We start from the raw sequence: 15,502 nt of genomic DNA, 5'->3' as shown, positions 1-15,502 counted from the left end.
GCTCGATCAGTACACGTCGCGGACGTACCGCCTCTCGGCCGCGAGTTGTTTGACGTACGCGGCGGCGCCCTCCGCGCTGTGGCCGCCGTGGGCGACGGCGATGTCCCGGAGGGCCTGGTCGACGTCCTTGGCCATGCGGGAGGCGTCGCCGCACACAGAGAAGTGCGCTCCGTCGCGGAGCCAGGACCACAGCTGGGAACCGTGCTCGCGCATCCGGTCCTGGACGTAGACCTTGGCCCGCTGGTCGCGGGAGAAGGCCGTGTCGAGGCGGCTGAGGGTCCCGTCGGCGAGGAGGCCGGTGAGCTCCTCCTCGTAGTAGAAGTCGGTGGCCCGGTGCTGCTCGCCGAAGAACAGCCAGTTGGGCGCGCGGTGGCCGAGGGCGCGTCGTTCGTGCAGGAAACCCATGAAGGGCGCGATCCCGGTGCCGGGGCCCACCATCACCATGGGGGTGGCGGGGTCGGCCGGCGGCCGGAACCTCGGGGAGGACTGGACGAAGACCGGTACCGGTGTGCCGGGGGCCGCGTCGGCGAGAAACGGTGAGCAGACGCCCTGGCGCCGTCGTCCGGCGTGGTTCTCGTAGCGGACGACGGAGACCGTGAGCGAGACGAGGTGCGGGTCGGTCAGCGGGCTGGAGGATATGGAGTACAGCCGGGGCTGGAGCGGCCTCAGCATGTCGGCCCACTCCTGGGCGTCGGCCCGGACCGGGTGCTCGGCGATGAGGTCGACCGCCTGACGGCCCCAGGACCACTGGGCCAGTTCGTCCTTGTTGTCGGGGCGCAGGAGCTTCTTCAGGACCCGGTCGTGGGTGTGTTCGGCGACGAAGCGCAGCATCCCGGGAGTGATCCGGGTGATGTCCAGATGCCGGCGCAGGGCGTCGTGGAAGGGCACCTCCCCGCCGCCTTCCAGGCGCACGGTGCCGTCCGGCGCGAGTCCGGTCGCGGCCAGCCATTCCGCGACGAGTTCCGGGCTGTTGACGGGGCGTACGCCGAGGGCGTCGCCGGCCTGGTACACGAGCGGGGTCTCGCTGTCGCGGGTGTCGAAGGTGAAGCGTCGGACCTCCTTGCCCGCGCCGGGCAGGCTGAGCAGCCGATTTCCGGCCAGACGGGCGGTGACGGGGCCCGGCCTCCTCGGCGGGGCGGCGGACGGCGGTGCCGGAGGAGGGGACGCTCCCGGGGGAGGGGACGCTCCCGGCCCTGCCGTCCCCACGGCGTCGTCGGTCAGGGAGGCGAGGACCTGGTCGAGCCAGGCCGTGGCCGAGGGCCCGTAGTCGGGTTCGCAGTCGGTGCGCGGTGCGAGGCGTACGGCACCCAGTTCGTCGAGGCGCCGGTCGAGGCGGCGGCCGTGCCCGCAGAAGTCGTCGTACGAGGAGTCGCCGAACGCGAGGACCGCGTAGCGCAGGCCGTCCAGGCGGGGAGTGTCGGGCGCGGCCAGGGCGTCCCAGAACCCGGAGCCGTTGTCGGGCGCGTCACCGTCACCGAAGGTGCTGGTGATCAGAAGGACGTCGGCGCCGGCGGGCAGTTCCCCCGGGTGGGCGTCGTGCATCCCGACCAGCGTGGCCTTGTGCCCGGTGGTGGTCAGCCGGTCGGCGGTGGCCGTGGCGAACTCCTCGGCGTTGCCGGTCTGCGAGGCCCACAGGACGACGACCTCCCGGACGGGGCCGGCGGGCGCCGGGGCCGGGAGCGGCGTTCCCGGAACGGCCCGGGAGTACATGCCGGCGAGCACCCCGTTCACCCACAGGGCGTGCTCGGGACTGAAGGGCGCGCTCGGAGGCAGCACCGGTACGCCGGGAGCACCCGGTTCGATGCCGGCGAGGAAGCCGACCAGATACCGCCGCTCGTGCTCCGCCAGGACCGGTGGCGGGGCGGGCTCGAGCCCGAAGACGCCTGCGGGACCCGCGGGCAGGGCGGCCGTCAGGCCCGGCCTCCCGGTCGCGGCGGTCGCCGTGAGAGCCGGAACCGCCCCGCTCCCGGGTTCCGTCGTGACCGTGGCCGGGGCCGTGGACGTTCGCGGCGCCGTCACGGACACCGGAGTCGCCACCTTGGTCAGCGACACCGCGCACACCTTGAACTCCGGCTGGAAGGACAGCGGGTCCACGGCGTCGCTCGTGACGGCGTTGACACTCAGGTATTCACCGAACAGGTCGTTCCAGTGGAAGGGCGCGAAGCAGCAGCCCGGCCGTACCCGGTCGGTCACCACCGCGGGCAGCACCGCCCGGCCGCGCCGGGAGGCGACCTCCACCGAGTCGCCGTCGGCGACACCGAGCGCGGCGGCGTCGTCCGGGTGCAGTTCCACGAAGGGCCCGGGGTTGAGCCTGTTCAGCTTGGCGACCCTGCCCGTCTTGGTCAGGGTGTGCCACTGATGCTGCACCCGGCCGGTGTTCAGGACGTACGGGTAGTCGTCGTCCGGCATCTCGGCGGGGGCGATGTGCGGGCGGGCGTGGAACACCGCGCGGCCGCTCGCCGTCGGGAAGACCGGGCCCCCGCCGTCCTCGCCCACATAGCGGATCGGATTGCGGTCGGGACCGTCCTCGCGCGCGGAGGGCCACTGCACCGGGGTGGAGCGCAGCCGCTCATAGGTGACGCCCCGCAGGTCGTAGCCCGTCTTCGGGTTGCGGGCGCGCTTGATCTCCTCGAAGACCTCTTCCGCGCTGTCGTAGGAGAAGCCCCGCTCGTAGCCCATCGCGCGGGCGACGGCGGCGATGATCCGCCAGTCCGCCATCGCCTCCCCGGGCGGATCCACCGCGGGCCGGGCGAGCGTGACATTGCGCTCGCTGTTGACGAGGACGCCCTCGGTCTCGGTCCACAGCGCCCCCGGCAGCACGACATCCGCGTACGCGTTGGTCTCCGTCTCGGCGAACACGTCCTGGGTGACGACGAACTCGGCCCGCTCCAGGCCCTCGATGACGGTCTTGCGGTTGGCCACGGACGCGACGGGGTTGGTGCAGATGATCCAGCACGCCTTGATGTCCCCGTCGGCCATCTTCCGGAACATCTCGATCGTGCCCTGGCCGACCCCGTCCTTGCGGACCGTGCCGGGGGCCAGGTCCCACAACTCCTCGATGAAGGCCCGCTCCGCGTCGACCAGCACCGACCGCTGGCCGGGCAGTCCTGGACCCATGTATCCCATCTCCCGGCCGCCCATGGCGTTGGGCTGGCCGGTCAGCGAGAACGGGCCGCTGCCGGTCCGGCAGATCGCCCCCGTCGCCAGATGCAGGTTCACCAGCGCGTTGGTGTTCCAGGTGCCGTGCGTGGACTGGTTCAGGCCCATGGTCCAGCAGCTCATCCACTCCCCGGCCTCGCCGATGAGCCGGGCCGCCTCGCGGATGTCGTCCTCCGCCACGCCCGTGATCGCGGCGACCGCGGCGGGCGGGTAGTCGGCCAGGAACTCCGGCATCGCCTCCCATCCCTCGGTGTGCGCGGCTATGAAGTCGGGGTCGGTGTGCCCGTTCTCGTACAGCAGGTGCAGCAGACCGTTGAGCAGCGCCAGGTCCGTACCGGGACGGACCGGCAGGAACAGGTCCGCCTTGTCGGCGGTCGCGGTGCGGCGCGGGTCGACGACGATCAGCCGGGCGCCGCCCGACTTGACCCGGTCCATCATCCGCAGGAACAGGATGGGATGGCAGTCGGCCATGTTGGAGCCGATCACGAGGAAGACGTCGGCGTGCTCGAAGTCCTGGTAGGAGCCGGGCGGGCCGTCCGCGCCCAGCGACAGCTTGTATCCGGTGCCCGCGCTGGCCATGCACAGCCGGGAGTTCGACTCGATCTGGTTGGTCCCGACGAAACCCTTGGCCAGCTTGTTCGCCAGGTACTGGGCCTCCAGGCTCATCTGCCCGGACACGTAGAACGCGAAGGCGTCCGGGCCGTGCTCGTCGATCACCGCGCGGAGCCGACGGGCTGTCTCGGTGATCGCCGCGTCCACCGGGGAGGGCTCGGCCTCCGCTCCCCGTTCGGCGCGCACGAGGGCCGAGGCCAGCCGTCCGGGGGCGGCGAGCATGTCGGCCGTGGTCGCGCCCTTGGTGCACAGACGCCCGAAGTTGGCGGGGTGCGCCTTGTCGCCGGACGCCTTCAGGACCGTACGCCGTCCGTCGGGCCCCATACCGACGTCGAGAACCATCCCGCAGCCGACACCGCAGTACGAGCAGACCGTCCGCACCTGCTGGGTGGTCGTGGTCACGAGCGGCCCTCCGTTTATCGGTACCTTCCTCCACCGACGCTACGAAGGACCCATTACGCGGTTGTCACGCCGCTCGATCACCGGGGGTTACGCGCTCCACACACCGCCGCCCCGGGGCCTGTGAGGTGCCCGCACGGTGTGGCCTGCGCCGATCCGGATTCCGGGCCTCGGTGATCCGTGCGACGGGGCAGTTGTACAGCCGCTGCCGATCAGCGGGCCGCTTTCGACGTGGTTCCGTGATGCCCCGGAGGGATGCGCACCGATGTGGACCGTCATCGACGACGCCGAGCGTCCGCAGTGGGACCTCGTACCGTACGAGTCCGTCGGTCCGCTGCGGTTCGGCATGGGACTGGAGGACGTGGCCGCGACAATGGACGCACAGGGCTTCTTCGGTAGCGACGATGTGCTGGGCCGGCCGCATGGCGCCCTGGCGCAGAGTGTGGCCTTCCGCCCCAAGGGCGGCCCGCTGTACGAGCAGGATGTCGTGACCTACCACAGGGAGTCCGGTGAGCTGGCCGCCGTCGCGGTCGACGCTCTGCGCGGACCTCAGGTCCGCGTCGACGGCGTTCGCCTGATCGGCCGTGTGCCCTCCCAGCTAGAGGAGGAGTTCGTGAGGTATGCGGAGAACCGGGGCCTCGAGCGATGGTGTCTCATCGAGAGCGAACCGCAATCCGAAGAGCTCGGCCTGCTGGTGCGGGTCCAACGGGCCTCTGACCTCCTCCTGACACGAGCCTTCTTCGTCGGAGACTTCCAGGACTGGGCGTACACGCTGGACGACTGTGTCCCGCGCGCCGAGTTCGACTTTCGCTGACGCCGGGACGAACCCCGGGACGCGGGGCTGCCGCCTCGCCACCGGCACGCACCGGCATGCAACGGCGAGGCCACGCGGGCGTCGTGTCGCCGACGGCCGAGGGCGCCCGGACTCGCGCCGGGCGCCCCGCCACCGGCTCAGTAACCGAAGCCCGTGGTGGTGTACGCACACTCCGTGTAGATGTAGCCCGGTGACAGTTTGGCGGTGTCCGAGGCGGGGGACTTCCCGGTGCCGCTCCGGGACTTGTGCACGAAGTAGGTGGTGCCGACGGGCAGATGGATGGTCCGCTGCGGATAGTGCTTGCCGCTGTCGCTGCACGGCTTGAAGCCGATTCCCAGCGTGCTGCCCAGCGAGTACGACGAGCAGCCCCCGCAGGCCTTGAGGTTGAAGCTCCCCGTCACAGGTCCCGTGTACAGGACCGTTATCTCGTCGGGGCTGTCGTTCTTGACCGTGACGGCGATGCTGCCGCCCGACGCCGTCGTCGGCAGACGCTTCCCGGCCGCGGGCACGGTCTGCGCGACCTCCGCGGCGATGGCGATCTTCTGGGCGCGCGCCCGGTTCTTGTGGTGCGGGTTGTTCTTGGCGAAGTCGTTCATGGTGGTGACGGCGTCGGCGAAGCTCCCGTCCCTGTACTGGTCCACACCGCAGGCGTACGCGCCCGAACGCGCGCTCTGCGAGGCCCGGTCGGCGTCCTTGCCGAGGGCGTCGGCCACACCGGCCTGTTCCCCGGGCAGTCCGCGGACCTGGGTGTCGAGGGTGCCGAGCCGCTCCACGGCGGTGCACGGGGCGCCGCCGCCCACGGAGCCGACCGCCTTGTCGACCGCGCTCTTCACGGCGGGCTCGACCTTCCCGGCCTGTGCGGACCTGGGGAAGGTCGACAGGAGCTCGGCGAACTGTGTGGTCCAGCCCTCGGTTTCGCCGCTCAGGGACGCCGCCGCGCATTCGTAGAGTGAGGTGGCCAGTCGGTCGTCGGGCCAGCGGGCGAGGCTGCCCAGTGTCTTCCTGTCCATGGTGCGCGGCAGCGTACGCAGGTACTTCAAGGGAGGTACGGCGGAGCAGTAGTCCTTTTGCGCGTACGGGGCGGCGACGGTGGCGTAGTAGGTCTTGAGCCGGTCGGGCACTTGCCGGGCGGCGCGTGAACCCGGGTGGTCCTCGCCGAGCGCGCCGTAGGCGGCCAGGGCGCGGCGATATCCGGCCTCGGCCGCCGCGAAGTCCTGCTTCCCGGACTGTCCGACCAGCTTGTCGGCCCGTTCGAGCCGGTCGAGGAGCATCTGTTCCGTGGCCTCGTCGCGCGCTCCGTCGTACAGGACGACTCCCGCGGCGGGCACGGCCAGCAGGACGACGCCGAGCACGGCCGCGATCAAGGCGCTCGGCAGCAGCGCCAACCGGGTCCGCAGGCCCACGGACGCGCCGTGCGCGGCGGCCAGTACGAGGAAGAGCAGGTAGAGCACGAGCGCCGCACCGGGGACCCCGTCGGGGTCCGCGGGCAGGGCCACCACGAGCAGGATCGCCGTCGCGACCCAGCACACGGCCATCAGCCCCCAGCGGCGCACGACGGCATAACCGAGCCCGAGCCCGCTGAGGTTCAGCAACGCCACCGCGAGGGCCCGCCAGGGGTTGGCGGGAGCGGGCGGCGGCGCGGCCGGCATCGGCGGAACGACGAAGCCGTCACGAGCACTTTGATGATCCCAGGACATGACGGTCCCCCCGTCGATCACGCCTGAAGCTACCTGACTTGTCAGCGTACGGACAGTCAGCGACCTGCGACAGTGCCCGCGTCGACTCTCTGCGCCCCGCCCGCCACTCCGAACGACAGCGGCCCCGCACATCGCACACGAAGTGACCGCGTTTTCTCATCGTGTTCTGCGTCACGTGGGGCGGCCCCGTCCGTGAACCTTTTCGGCGCCGCCCCGACGGGTGGTCCGTGACCATGAGCCATGGGGCGGCCGCGTTCCGACGTTGCTCGACGACCGGGGCCGGACGCGGACATCGGGCCGTCGTGGGGCGTGTGTGTCTGCAGTGGCGCTGCACCTGACAGCCCTCGCTCTCTGGTGAGAGGCGCTCTCGCCGTGTAACGTCGCTGGCAGATGTCGTGGTTCGCAGTACCTGCCCGCGCCGTGGTGCGGGCGTTTTGCTGTGCAGTGCCCGAGGACCAGGACGACTACCTCCGGGTTCGCGCGGTGCGGACCCGTCATCGAGTGAGAGGCACTGGCATGGCCAGCGGAACTGTCAAGTGGTTCAACGCCGAAAAGGGCTTCGGTTTCATCGCGCAGGACGGCGGCGGCCCCGACGTCTTCGCGCACTACTCCAACATCAACGCCACTGGCTTCCGTGAGCTCCAGGAAGGCCAGGCAGTGACGTTCGACATCACCCAGGGTCAGAAGGGCCCGCAGGCGGAGAACATCACCCCCGCCTGATTTACGCGTCACGCCCGCACGGCGCCTCGCCGAACACTTTCGACCGAGGCGTCGTGCGGGACGACGGACCACGAAGGCTCGCTGTTCCCTCAAGAGGGGCGGCCGGGCCGCGTACTGACACAGCGGCAGCGTGCGACACGCCTGCGGCGGGCGGCATCCGCCCTTTCCGGCGCCTCCGGCGCCGATGCTCCGACGGCCCGAGTGGCGCCGTCCTCCCTCGTCGGCGACCCACCACCTCGCGCGGGTCGTGCCGAAGCGCCCGAGACCTTCCGGCCCGAGACCGGGCCGAGCCCGTCGGCGAGGGTCCTGCCGATGACGTTTGTCGCGGCGCAGACTTCCCCCGGATGCCCCTCGTTGCTTCCGCGGCTCGTGGTCCGGCCGCGTCGATGATGTGTCTGCCTTCCGGGTCCTGTTCCCGAGTTTTGTGTCCGGGCCGTGTTTTCGAGGCCCTGTTTTCGAGGTCCCGTCTTCCGGGTCGGCTCGTCGAGCCTGATCCACGGACCGTCACGCGATCCGACCGGAGCGGAACGGTGTTACTCACTTTCGGGTGACGGCTCGGTGGGCTGGGGTGACGTCGAGGATGCCCGACTATCGCCTGGAAGCTGTAGGAGTACGGGAGTTGGCGATGACGAGCCGTCAATCATCGGCTTTCAGCAGTTAAAGGGCTGATACAAGCATCTGTAACCGACATGTCCGTAATTCGTAACAGGGGTCGGGTGTCGCCCGTCCTGGGCGGAGATGTGCAGCAAGTTATGAGTCCTCGGCCACCGGGCCGGGACTCGCACAGGGTCGCACCGTGCGGGTTCCCCGAGAGGGGGCCCGCACGGGGTGTGCCGGCTCTCGAACCTTGAGGAGCATTCATGTCCGTTTCCACGTCTGTCACTGCCCGTCGCATGGTGGCCGCCGCCCTGGCGGCCGGCGCGCTGGTCGGCTCGGCGTCCGTGTCGGCCTCGGCCGCGGATCCGCGCTTCGACCGCTCGCACGTCGGCATCAGCAGGGTCCAGAGCAACGCGCCGGGCTTTGACGACCGCTCCGCCCGTTCCTTGAACGCGGAGTGGGTGGAAATCACCAACTCCGGTCGCCGCGGGGTGAACCTGAACGGGTGGACGCTGAAGGACGAGGACGGCAACCGCTACACCTTCAGGCACTACACCCTGGCCGGCCGTGCCACCGTCCGTGTCCACACCGGCTACGGCCATGACACCAGCCGTGACCTCTTCCAGGACCGCCGCAACGAGGTCTGGGACAACCGTTCCGACAGCGCCACGCTGCGGAACGACCGCGGCCGCTTCGTCGACAGCGTCTCCTGGGGCCGGCACCACGACCGCAACCACGGCCGTGACGACCACCGTGGCCACGGCCGCGACGACCACCGTGGCCACGACGGCCGCTGAACGTCCGCTGACGGCACGCCCGTTCAGCACCGGATGATGGAGGATGACCGGCCGACGGCCGGGCGCCGCCAGACCCCGTGATCACTCGGCTCGCCGGACGGCTTCGCCGAGGAGGACCCGCACCGCACGGTGCGGGTCCTCCGCGTGTACGGGAAGGCGCCCCTCCGGGGCCATGACCGTTCAGCCGGGCCCCATCCCTGTGCCGCCGAGCAACAGGCCCACATCGACCGCCGCCACGACGACCGCCGTCGCGAACGCCAGCCGCTCCCTGCGGCGTCCCAGCACCGTCCCCGTCACCGCCACCAGGAGCACCAGGGCCAGCGCCGTCACCTCGCGCCGGCCGGGCGGCCCCGCGGGCCCCAGCGCCAGCAGCGCGGACGCGATCACCAGCGGTACCGGGAGCAGCAGTCGGGCACGGTCCGGTCCCAGCCGCTGCGGCCACCCCCGTACACCCGTCACCAGATCGCCGCGGATGTCGGGAAGCACATCGCCCAGATGCGCTCCGACCCCCAGGAGCGCCCCGGCGGCGAGGACCCACCAGGCCGGCCACGGACGGCCGGGCAGCCCGAGCGTCACGAAGGCGGGGAGTGCGGCGAACCCCAGCGCGTAGGGCGCCCAGGACCAACAGGTGGCCTTGAGCCGCAGGTTGTAGGCCCATGCCGCACCGACCGCGGCCAGGTGGACGGCGCCGGCCGCGAGGCCGCAGAGGAGCGAGAGGGGTACACACAGGGCCAGCGCCGCGTACGCGGCAGCCCACACCTGCCCCGCTCCGATCGAGCCGTCCACGACGGGCTTGCCACGGCGGCCGGCCGCGTTGTCCCGCCGCGCGTCGAACGCGTCGTTGCACCAGCCGACGGACAACTGCCCCGCGAGCACGGCGGCCCAGACCAGGAAACAACCCCCGGGACCACGGCCGGTGATCACGGCCAGCGCCGCCGCCAGCGTGGTGACCGCCACGACAGGACCGGGGTGGCACGCCCGGCCCAGACCGGCCACCAGGCCACTCCCACGCCCCGCGGTGTCTCCGGCCGTCGTGTGCTCGGGAGTACCCACCCGCTGATGGTAGAAGGCTTTGTCCACGCGGTCCGGGCTCGCCACGGGACGAACGGCCGGACGGGCGATCCCTGGTGGCGATGCGCGGGTCCGGGGAAGGGCTGTGGGGCAAGCCCACCCCAGCCGGTTCGGACGGGAGCCCTATGACGCGGATCGCCGCCGTTCACGGAACCCTCGCGCCGCACCGCTACGACCAGTCCGAGATCACCGACATGGTGGCCCGCAGGTGTCTGCGGGACGGAGCCGACCGCCGCGCGCTCGACCGGCTGCACCGCGCCGCGAAGGTCGGCGGCCGCCATATGACCCTGCCGCTCGAACAGTACGAGGCGCTGGACGGGTTCGGCGCCGCGAACAGCGTCTTCGTCCAGGCCGCGACGGACATGGGGGCCAAGGCCGTCCGGGAGGCACTGCGCCTGGCCGGTCTGTCCGCGGCCGATGTGGACCTGCTGGTCTTCACCTCCGTCACGGGGATCGCCGCGCCCTCGGTCGACGCCCGGCTCGCGGGCCGCCTCGGACTGCGGCCGGACGTCAGACGGGTGCCGATGTTCGGTCTGGGCTGCGCCGGGGGCGCCGCGGGCCTCTCCCGGATGCACGACTATCTGCTGGGCCGGCCCGAGCAAGTCGCGGTCCTGCTGTCGGTGGAACTGTGCTCGCTGACCTTCCAGCGCGGCGACGCCTCCTTGGCCAACCTGGTCGCCACCGGCCTGTTCGGGGACGGCGCGGCCGCGGTGGTGGCCTGCGGATCCCGTCGTACGGGCGGAGCCGACGGCCCCACGATCGTGGACACGCGCAGCCGGCTGTATCCCGGTACCAGCCGCATCCTCGGCTGGGACATCAAGGACTCGGGCTTCCAGGTCGTTCTGGACCCGGAGATCCCCGAGGTGGTGCGCCGTCACCTCGCCGACGACGTACGGGGGTTCCTGGACGACCACGGTCTGAAGACGAAGGACGTCAGCGCGTGGGTGTGCCATCCCGGCGGGCCCCAGATCCTGGAGGCCGTCGGTGACGCACTCGACCTGCCGGACGGGGCCCTGGACGTGACCTGGCGTCATCTGGCCGACGTGGGCAACCTCTCCTCGTCGTCCGTACTGCACGTACTGCGCGACACCCTGGCCACCCGCCGCCCGCCCACCGGCACCCCGGGCGTACTGCTGGCGATGGGGCCGGGCTTCGCCTGTGAACTGGTGCTGTTGCGCTGGTAGGCCACCCGGCGCACGACATGGAACGGTGGGACACGGACACATGGACTGGTACGCACTGCTGGTGGCCGCCGTCGCCGCCGAACGGGCCGGCGAACTCGTCGTCGCCCGTCGCAACGGGCGCTGGAGCCGTGCGCGCGGCGCGATCGAGGCGGGCCGGGGGCACTACCCGGCGATGGTCGCCCTGCACACCGCTCTGCTGCTCGGCTGCCCGGCCGAGGTGTGGCTGGCCGGCCGGCCCTTCGTCCCGGTACTCGGCTGGCCCATGCTGGCCGTGCTCGCGGGCGCCCAGGCGTTGCGCTGGTGGTGCATCGTCACCCTGGGGTCCCGGTGGAACACCCGGGTGATCGTCGTGCCCGGCCTGCCGCTGGTGGCTCGCGGCCCCTACAGGGTGCTGCGGCATCCGAACTACGTGGCGGTCGTCGCGGAGGGTGTGGCCCTGCCCCTGGTGCACACCGCCTGGGTCACGGCGGTCGTGTTCACGCTGGTGAACGCCGCCGTGCTCACGGTACGCATCCGGTGCGAGAACCGGGCACTGGCCGGCGTGGCCACCTCGTTCGGGTCCGTTCCGGCGTGATCGACGTCCTGGTGGCCGGTGGCGGCCCGGCCGGTCTGGCCGCCGCGATCCACAGCGCGCTGGCAGGCTTGGAGGCGGTCGTCGTCGAGCCGCGGTCCGCGCCCGTCGACAAGGCCTGCGGAGAAGGGGTCATGCCCAGCGGCGTCGCCGGGCTGCGGGCGCTGGGCGTCGAACCCGTGGGCAAGGAACTGCGCGGAATCCGGTACGTGGACGGCACCGCCCGAGCCGAGGCGTCCTTCCGCGGTTCCCGCGGCCTGGGCATCCGCCGTACCGAGCTGCACCGCGCGCTGCACGAGCGCGCGCTCGGCCTCGGTGTGCGGATCGTGCCGGGCAGGGCGGGGGAGGTGCGCCAGACCGCGGAGACGGTCACCGCCGCGGGGCTCACGGCGCGCTGGCTGATCGCCGCCGACGGCCTGCACTCCGCCGTCCGCCGCGGCCTCGGGCTGGAACTGCCCGGCGGCGCGCACCGGCGCTACGGACTGCGCCGGCACTACCGTGTCGAGCCCTGGACGGACTTCGTCGAGGTCCACTGGTCCGGCCGGGGCGAGGCCTACGTGACACCGGTCGCCGACGACCTGGTCGGTGTCGCGGTCCTCAGCCGCGTGCGGCGTGGATACGACGAGCACCTGGTCGGCTTTCCGGACCTCACCGCGTCGCTGCGCGGGGCGGGGGCCACGGATGTGCGAGGCGCCGGGCCGCTGCTCCAGCGGGTACGCCGCAGGGTCGCCGGACGTGTCCTGCTCGTCGGCGACGCGGCAGGCTATGTCGACGCCCTCACCGGCGAGGGGATCGCCCTCGGCCTGGCGACGGCCGGTGCCGCCGTCCGCTGCCTCGCGTCGGGGAGGGCGCGGGAGTACGAGCGGGCATGGGCCCTGCTGACCAGGCGGCACCGGTTGCTGACCGGTGCCCTCCTGGCCGCGAGCCGCCGCCCCGGCACGGCCCGCATGGTCGTCCCGGCGGCGGCCCGGCTGCCTCCGGTGTTCACCGCCGCGGTCCGCGCCCTCCAGTAGCGCGGCGGAACCTCGGAAACGACGGGGAATGGCGAGAACCGCCCTGGACCGCCTGGTTCGGGGTACCCGGGTCCTGAGCGACGGCCGGAGCACGCTGGGTCCCGACAATTCAGGTCCTCGTGGCCACCGTGATCGCGATCAAGAGGAGTGCCCACCGATGAGTGAACCGTCCGACGACAAGCACACCCCCACGACACCCGGCGAGATGCGTGAGCAGGTCGAGCGGACCCGCGCCGAGCTGGGAGAGACGGTCCAGGGACTGGCCGACAAGGCCGATGCCAAGGCCCGTGCCAAGGACAAGGGCGTCGAGGTCAAGGAGAAGACCGTGGAGATGGCCGAGCAGGCCAAGGAGAAGACCGCCGAAGTCGCCGAGCAGGCCCTGGCCAAGGCGGGCGAGCTGAGGAGCAGGGCGGCCAGGGCCGCGCACACCGTGCAGGACAAGGTGCCCGACCCGGTCAGGGACCGGGCGGCCCAGGCCGCGGACCAGGTGCGGGACAAGGCCGCGCAGGCCGGCGGCGTGTGGCAGGAGAAGGCACCGGAGCCCCTGCGGCAGCAGGCGGCCCAGGGGGCGCGGCTGGCGCGCGAGAACCGCACGCTGGTTCTGGCCGCGGCGGGCGCCGCCGTCCTCCTGTGGCTGGTGCTCCGCCACCGTAAGGGATGAACGGGCGGCCGCGCGGAGCGGCGTCGGGCTGATCCGCCGCGACGCGCGGCACTCCTGTCCGCCGGTGTCCGCTGCCGCAGGGAAGTCCCCGGCCGTCCCGGTGCGGGGACTTCCGCCGTTCCTGGGCCGTCGGGACGCAATTCCGGGCGACCCGTGAGGCCGCGGACCATCGGGGCACTCCATGTCCACGTACGGGCCGCGTCCAGCACATTGACCAAGCAGCAGCTGAAGAACGCGCTGGGCCGCTGAGCGACGTACCGCGGCGGCTCGGCGGGTGGTGCCACCAGGAGAGGACTGCCGATGCAGGGCGACACACGGACCGACGGACGCGATGAATCGCCCGAGGAGCGGGCCGACCGCAAGTGGGCCGACCTGCTCCAGGAGATCCGCGTGGCCCAGACCGGCGTGCAGATCCTGTTCGGCTTCCTGCTGACCGTGGTGTTCCAGCCGTCCTACCGGCGGCTGTCCGAGGCGGACCAGACCCTGTACATGGTCACGATCGTCCTCGGTGCCGCGGCCATCGGCGCGCTGGTCGCCCCCGTGGCGTTCCACCGCATCGTGACGGGCCGCTTCATCAAGCCGGAGGCTGTCGTATGGGCGTCCAGGCTGACTCTGCTCGGCCTGCTGCTTCTGCTGCTCACCATGATCTCCTCCCTCCTGCTGGTGCTGCGCACCGCCACCGACGACGACTCGTACGTGCCCTGGATCGTCGCGGGTGTGGCCGGGCTGTACATCCTGTGGTGGCTCGTCATCCCGGCGGCTCTTCGCGTGCGCATGGCGGACCGCGCGGCCGGCTCCCGCGACGAGGACAGCGGGGGAGCGGACTGAACCGGCTGCCCGGCACATGCCCCGGGTGGGACGGCCTCCGCGGCCGTCCCACCCGGCGGCCGCCCGGTCGCGCACTGTCCGGGAGCGCGTGGGGGCGTCTCGCTGTCAGCGGTTGCGGATGGCGCTGGTGGTGAAGAATCCGGTGGCGGCGGCGGCGACAAGAGCACAGACAGACAACAGCATGGTTCGACGCACGGGACGTCCTCTCTGACTGATCGTGAGTTGGCACCGTGCACAACGCCGGTCATGCCATCAGGGGCTCGCCGCCGCCCCATACGCCACCCGCATGGACGCGATGCCGGGCCGCGTCCTGCGGATCACCATCACCGGGGGCGTGGGGCGTGGGGCGTGTGTGGGGCGCGGCACATCCGCCGTACCCGTTCCGCTCAGCGGACGCGTGCCACCGCCGCGTAGATGCCGCTGTCCTCCGGAGCGGGCGCCCCCGACTTGGCCCACTTCGTCGCCGTCACCAGGCCGGGGGAGACGAGGTCGAGGCCCTCGAAGAAGCGCTCCACCTCGGCACGGGTACGGAAACCGAGCTGGATGCCGCCCTTCGCGTACTCGGCGGTGACCTGCGCGGAGAGCTCGGGGAACACGTCGGAGGAGGCGTGCGACAGCACCAGGTAACTGCCCGAGGGCAGGGTGTCGACGAGGTTGCGGACGATGGAGTGGGCGTCCTGCTCGTCGGGGATGAAGTGCATGAGCGCGATCAGCGACAGCGCGATCGGGCGGCTGAAGTCCAGCACGTGGCGGGCGTGTTGGACGATGTCCTGCGGCCGCCGCACATCGGCCTGGATGTAGTCGGTGACGCCCTCGGGCCGGCTGACCAGGAGCGCCTCGGCGTGACGCAGCACGATCGGGTCGTTGTCGGTGTAGACGACCTTCGCCGACGGCGTGATGTCCTGGACGATCTGGTGCAGGTTCGGCTGGGTGGGGATGCCGGTGCCTATGTCCAGGAACTGGTCGACGCCCTGCTCGGCGAGCCACGCGGACGCCCGCTGCATGAACTCGCGGTTCTGCCGGGCCGCGTCCCTCGCCTCGGGCGGCAGCTTCTCTCCCACCGCCTCGTCGACCGGGTAGTTGTCCTTGCCGCCCAACAGCCAGTCGTAGACCCGCGCGGGATGCGCCTTACTGGTGTCGAGCGGCGGAAACGACTGTCGGTCGATCGTCATGCTAGCTCCCATCGCACCACGGAAACGCGGGCAGACCAAGTGTTCGATCATCCTACTCGGAGCAGTCATGTGGTCGGCACGGTAAGGGAGTTGAGCGGACAAGGAGCCGCCCGCGAGGAACGGGAGGGGCCGGGCACCCCGCCGGGGCCGCGGAGCCGCGCGGCCGGCCGGGCAGGGCTCCGGTTGCGCGGCTCCGCGGGCGCCCGC

At 71.7% G+C, this 15,502-nt stretch carries 12 protein-coding genes; 8 read left to right on the top strand and 4 right to left on the bottom strand.

The window, feature by feature from the left end; all coding sequences use genetic code 11:
* Positions 1-6 precede the first annotated feature (6 nt).
* Positions 7-4,113, bottom strand: coding sequence for a molybdopterin-dependent oxidoreductase (locus OG410_RS03000; RefSeq protein WP_443063872.1), 4,107 nt, complete (start codon positions 4,111-4,113; stop codon positions 7-9).
* 322 nt (positions 4,114-4,435) lie between these two features.
* Here OG410_RS03000 and OG410_RS02995 point away from each other — a divergent pair, with 322 nt between their 5' ends.
* On the top strand, positions 4,436-4,984 hold the full coding sequence (locus OG410_RS02995) for a hypothetical protein (RefSeq protein WP_329297652.1): 549 nt from the start codon (positions 4,436-4,438) through the stop codon (positions 4,982-4,984).
* 137 nt (positions 4,985-5,121) lie between these two features.
* Here the strand turns inward: OG410_RS02995 and OG410_RS02990 are convergent, their stop codons facing one another.
* A complete protein-coding gene (locus tag OG410_RS02990; protein WP_329297651.1) occupies positions 5,122-6,681 on the bottom strand; it encodes a hypothetical protein in 1,560 nt (519 codons plus the stop codon).
* Between the two features lie 516 nt (positions 6,682-7,197).
* Between OG410_RS02990 and OG410_RS02985 the strand changes: the two genes are divergently transcribed.
* Positions 7,198-7,401 (top strand): cold-shock protein, encoded by a 204-nt coding sequence (locus OG410_RS02985; RefSeq protein WP_037622929.1) that lies wholly within the window; start codon positions 7,198-7,200, stop codon positions 7,399-7,401.
* Between the two features lie 860 nt (positions 7,402-8,261).
* Positions 8,262-8,795, top strand: coding sequence for a lamin tail domain-containing protein (locus OG410_RS02980; protein ID WP_329297650.1), 534 nt, complete (start codon positions 8,262-8,264; stop codon positions 8,793-8,795).
* A 180-nt stretch (positions 8,796-8,975) separates the two neighbouring features.
* Here the strand turns inward: OG410_RS02980 and OG410_RS02975 are convergent, their stop codons facing one another.
* The gene (locus tag OG410_RS02975; RefSeq protein ID WP_329297649.1) at positions 8,976-9,848 is read right to left on the bottom strand and encodes a UbiA family prenyltransferase; all 873 of its coding nucleotides are present in this window, start codon (positions 9,846-9,848) and stop codon (positions 8,976-8,978) included.
* Positions 9,849-9,991: 143 nt separating this feature from the next.
* Here OG410_RS02975 and OG410_RS02970 point away from each other — a divergent pair, with 143 nt between their 5' ends.
* The 5 genes from OG410_RS02970 to OG410_RS02950 all read left to right on the top strand — a co-directional run bounded on the left by OG410_RS02970 (position 9,992) and on the right by OG410_RS02950 (position 14,123).
* Positions 9,992-11,050: a type III polyketide synthase gene (locus OG410_RS02970; RefSeq protein ID WP_329297648.1), complete on the top strand. Its 1,059-nt coding sequence runs from the start codon at positions 9,992-9,994 to the stop codon at positions 11,048-11,050.
* A gap of 40 nt (positions 11,051-11,090) precedes the next feature.
* The gene (locus tag OG410_RS02965) at positions 11,091-11,624 is read left to right on the top strand and encodes an isoprenylcysteine carboxyl methyltransferase family protein (protein ID WP_329297647.1); all 534 of its coding nucleotides are present in this window, start codon (positions 11,091-11,093) and stop codon (positions 11,622-11,624) included.
* Positions 11,621-12,634, top strand: coding sequence for an NAD(P)/FAD-dependent oxidoreductase (locus OG410_RS02960; protein ID WP_329297646.1), 1,014 nt, complete (start codon positions 11,621-11,623; stop codon positions 12,632-12,634). The genes OG410_RS02965 and OG410_RS02960 overlap by 4 nt, the downstream gene beginning before the upstream one ends.
* 157 nt (positions 12,635-12,791) lie before the next feature.
* Positions 12,792-13,295, top strand: coding sequence for a DUF3618 domain-containing protein (locus tag OG410_RS02955; RefSeq protein ID WP_329297645.1), 504 nt, complete (start codon positions 12,792-12,794; stop codon positions 13,293-13,295).
* Between the two features lie 300 nt (positions 13,296-13,595).
* Entirely contained in the window at positions 13,596-14,123 is a 528-nt protein-coding gene (locus tag OG410_RS02950) for a DUF6328 family protein (protein WP_329297644.1), read from the top strand.
* A gap of 386 nt (positions 14,124-14,509) precedes the next feature.
* Here the strand turns inward: OG410_RS02950 and OG410_RS02945 are convergent, their stop codons facing one another.
* Positions 14,510-15,295 carry an SAM-dependent methyltransferase gene (locus tag OG410_RS02945; protein WP_329297643.1) on the bottom strand — a complete coding sequence of 262 codons (786 nt, stop codon included), beginning with the start codon at positions 15,293-15,295 and terminating at the stop codon, positions 14,510-14,512.
* Between the last annotated feature and the right edge of the window lie 207 nt (positions 15,296-15,502).

The sequence above is a fragment of the Streptomyces sp. NBC_00659 genome (assembly GCF_036226925.1).
GTDB lineage: Bacteria > Actinomycetota > Actinomycetes > Streptomycetales > Streptomycetaceae > Streptomyces.
Note: the sequence above shows the minus strand (reverse complement) of the source record. Positions and strands in the feature narration are given on the sequence as shown.

What these genes read in the sequence shown, in the direction of transcription:
- OG410_RS03000 (WP_443063872.1), bottom strand. Translation starts at nt 4,113, where the DNA reads ATGGTTCTCGACGTCGGTATGGGGCCCGACGGACGGCGTACGGTCCTG.
- OG410_RS02995 (WP_329297652.1), top strand. Translation starts at nt 4,436, where the DNA reads ATGTGGACCGTCATCGACGACGCCGAGCGTCCGCAGTGGGACCTCGTA.
- OG410_RS02990 (WP_329297651.1), bottom strand. Translation starts at nt 6,681, where the DNA reads ATGTCCTGGGATCATCAAAGTGCTCGTGACGGCTTCGTCGTTCCGCCG.
- OG410_RS02985 (WP_037622929.1), top strand. Translation starts at nt 7,198, where the DNA reads ATGGCCAGCGGAACTGTCAAGTGGTTCAACGCCGAAAAGGGCTTCGGT.
- OG410_RS02980 (WP_329297650.1), top strand. Translation starts at nt 8,262, where the DNA reads ATGTCCGTTTCCACGTCTGTCACTGCCCGTCGCATGGTGGCCGCCGCC.
- OG410_RS02970 (WP_329297648.1), top strand. Translation starts at nt 9,992, where the DNA reads ATGACGCGGATCGCCGCCGTTCACGGAACCCTCGCGCCGCACCGCTAC.
- OG410_RS02965 (WP_329297647.1), top strand. Translation starts at nt 11,091, where the DNA reads ATGGACTGGTACGCACTGCTGGTGGCCGCCGTCGCCGCCGAACGGGCC.
- OG410_RS02955 (WP_329297645.1), top strand. Translation starts at nt 12,792, where the DNA reads ATGAGTGAACCGTCCGACGACAAGCACACCCCCACGACACCCGGCGAG.
- OG410_RS02950 (WP_329297644.1), top strand. Translation starts at nt 13,596, where the DNA reads ATGCAGGGCGACACACGGACCGACGGACGCGATGAATCGCCCGAGGAG.
- OG410_RS02945 (WP_329297643.1), bottom strand. Translation starts at nt 15,295, where the DNA reads ATGACGATCGACCGACAGTCGTTTCCGCCGCTCGACACCAGTAAGGCG.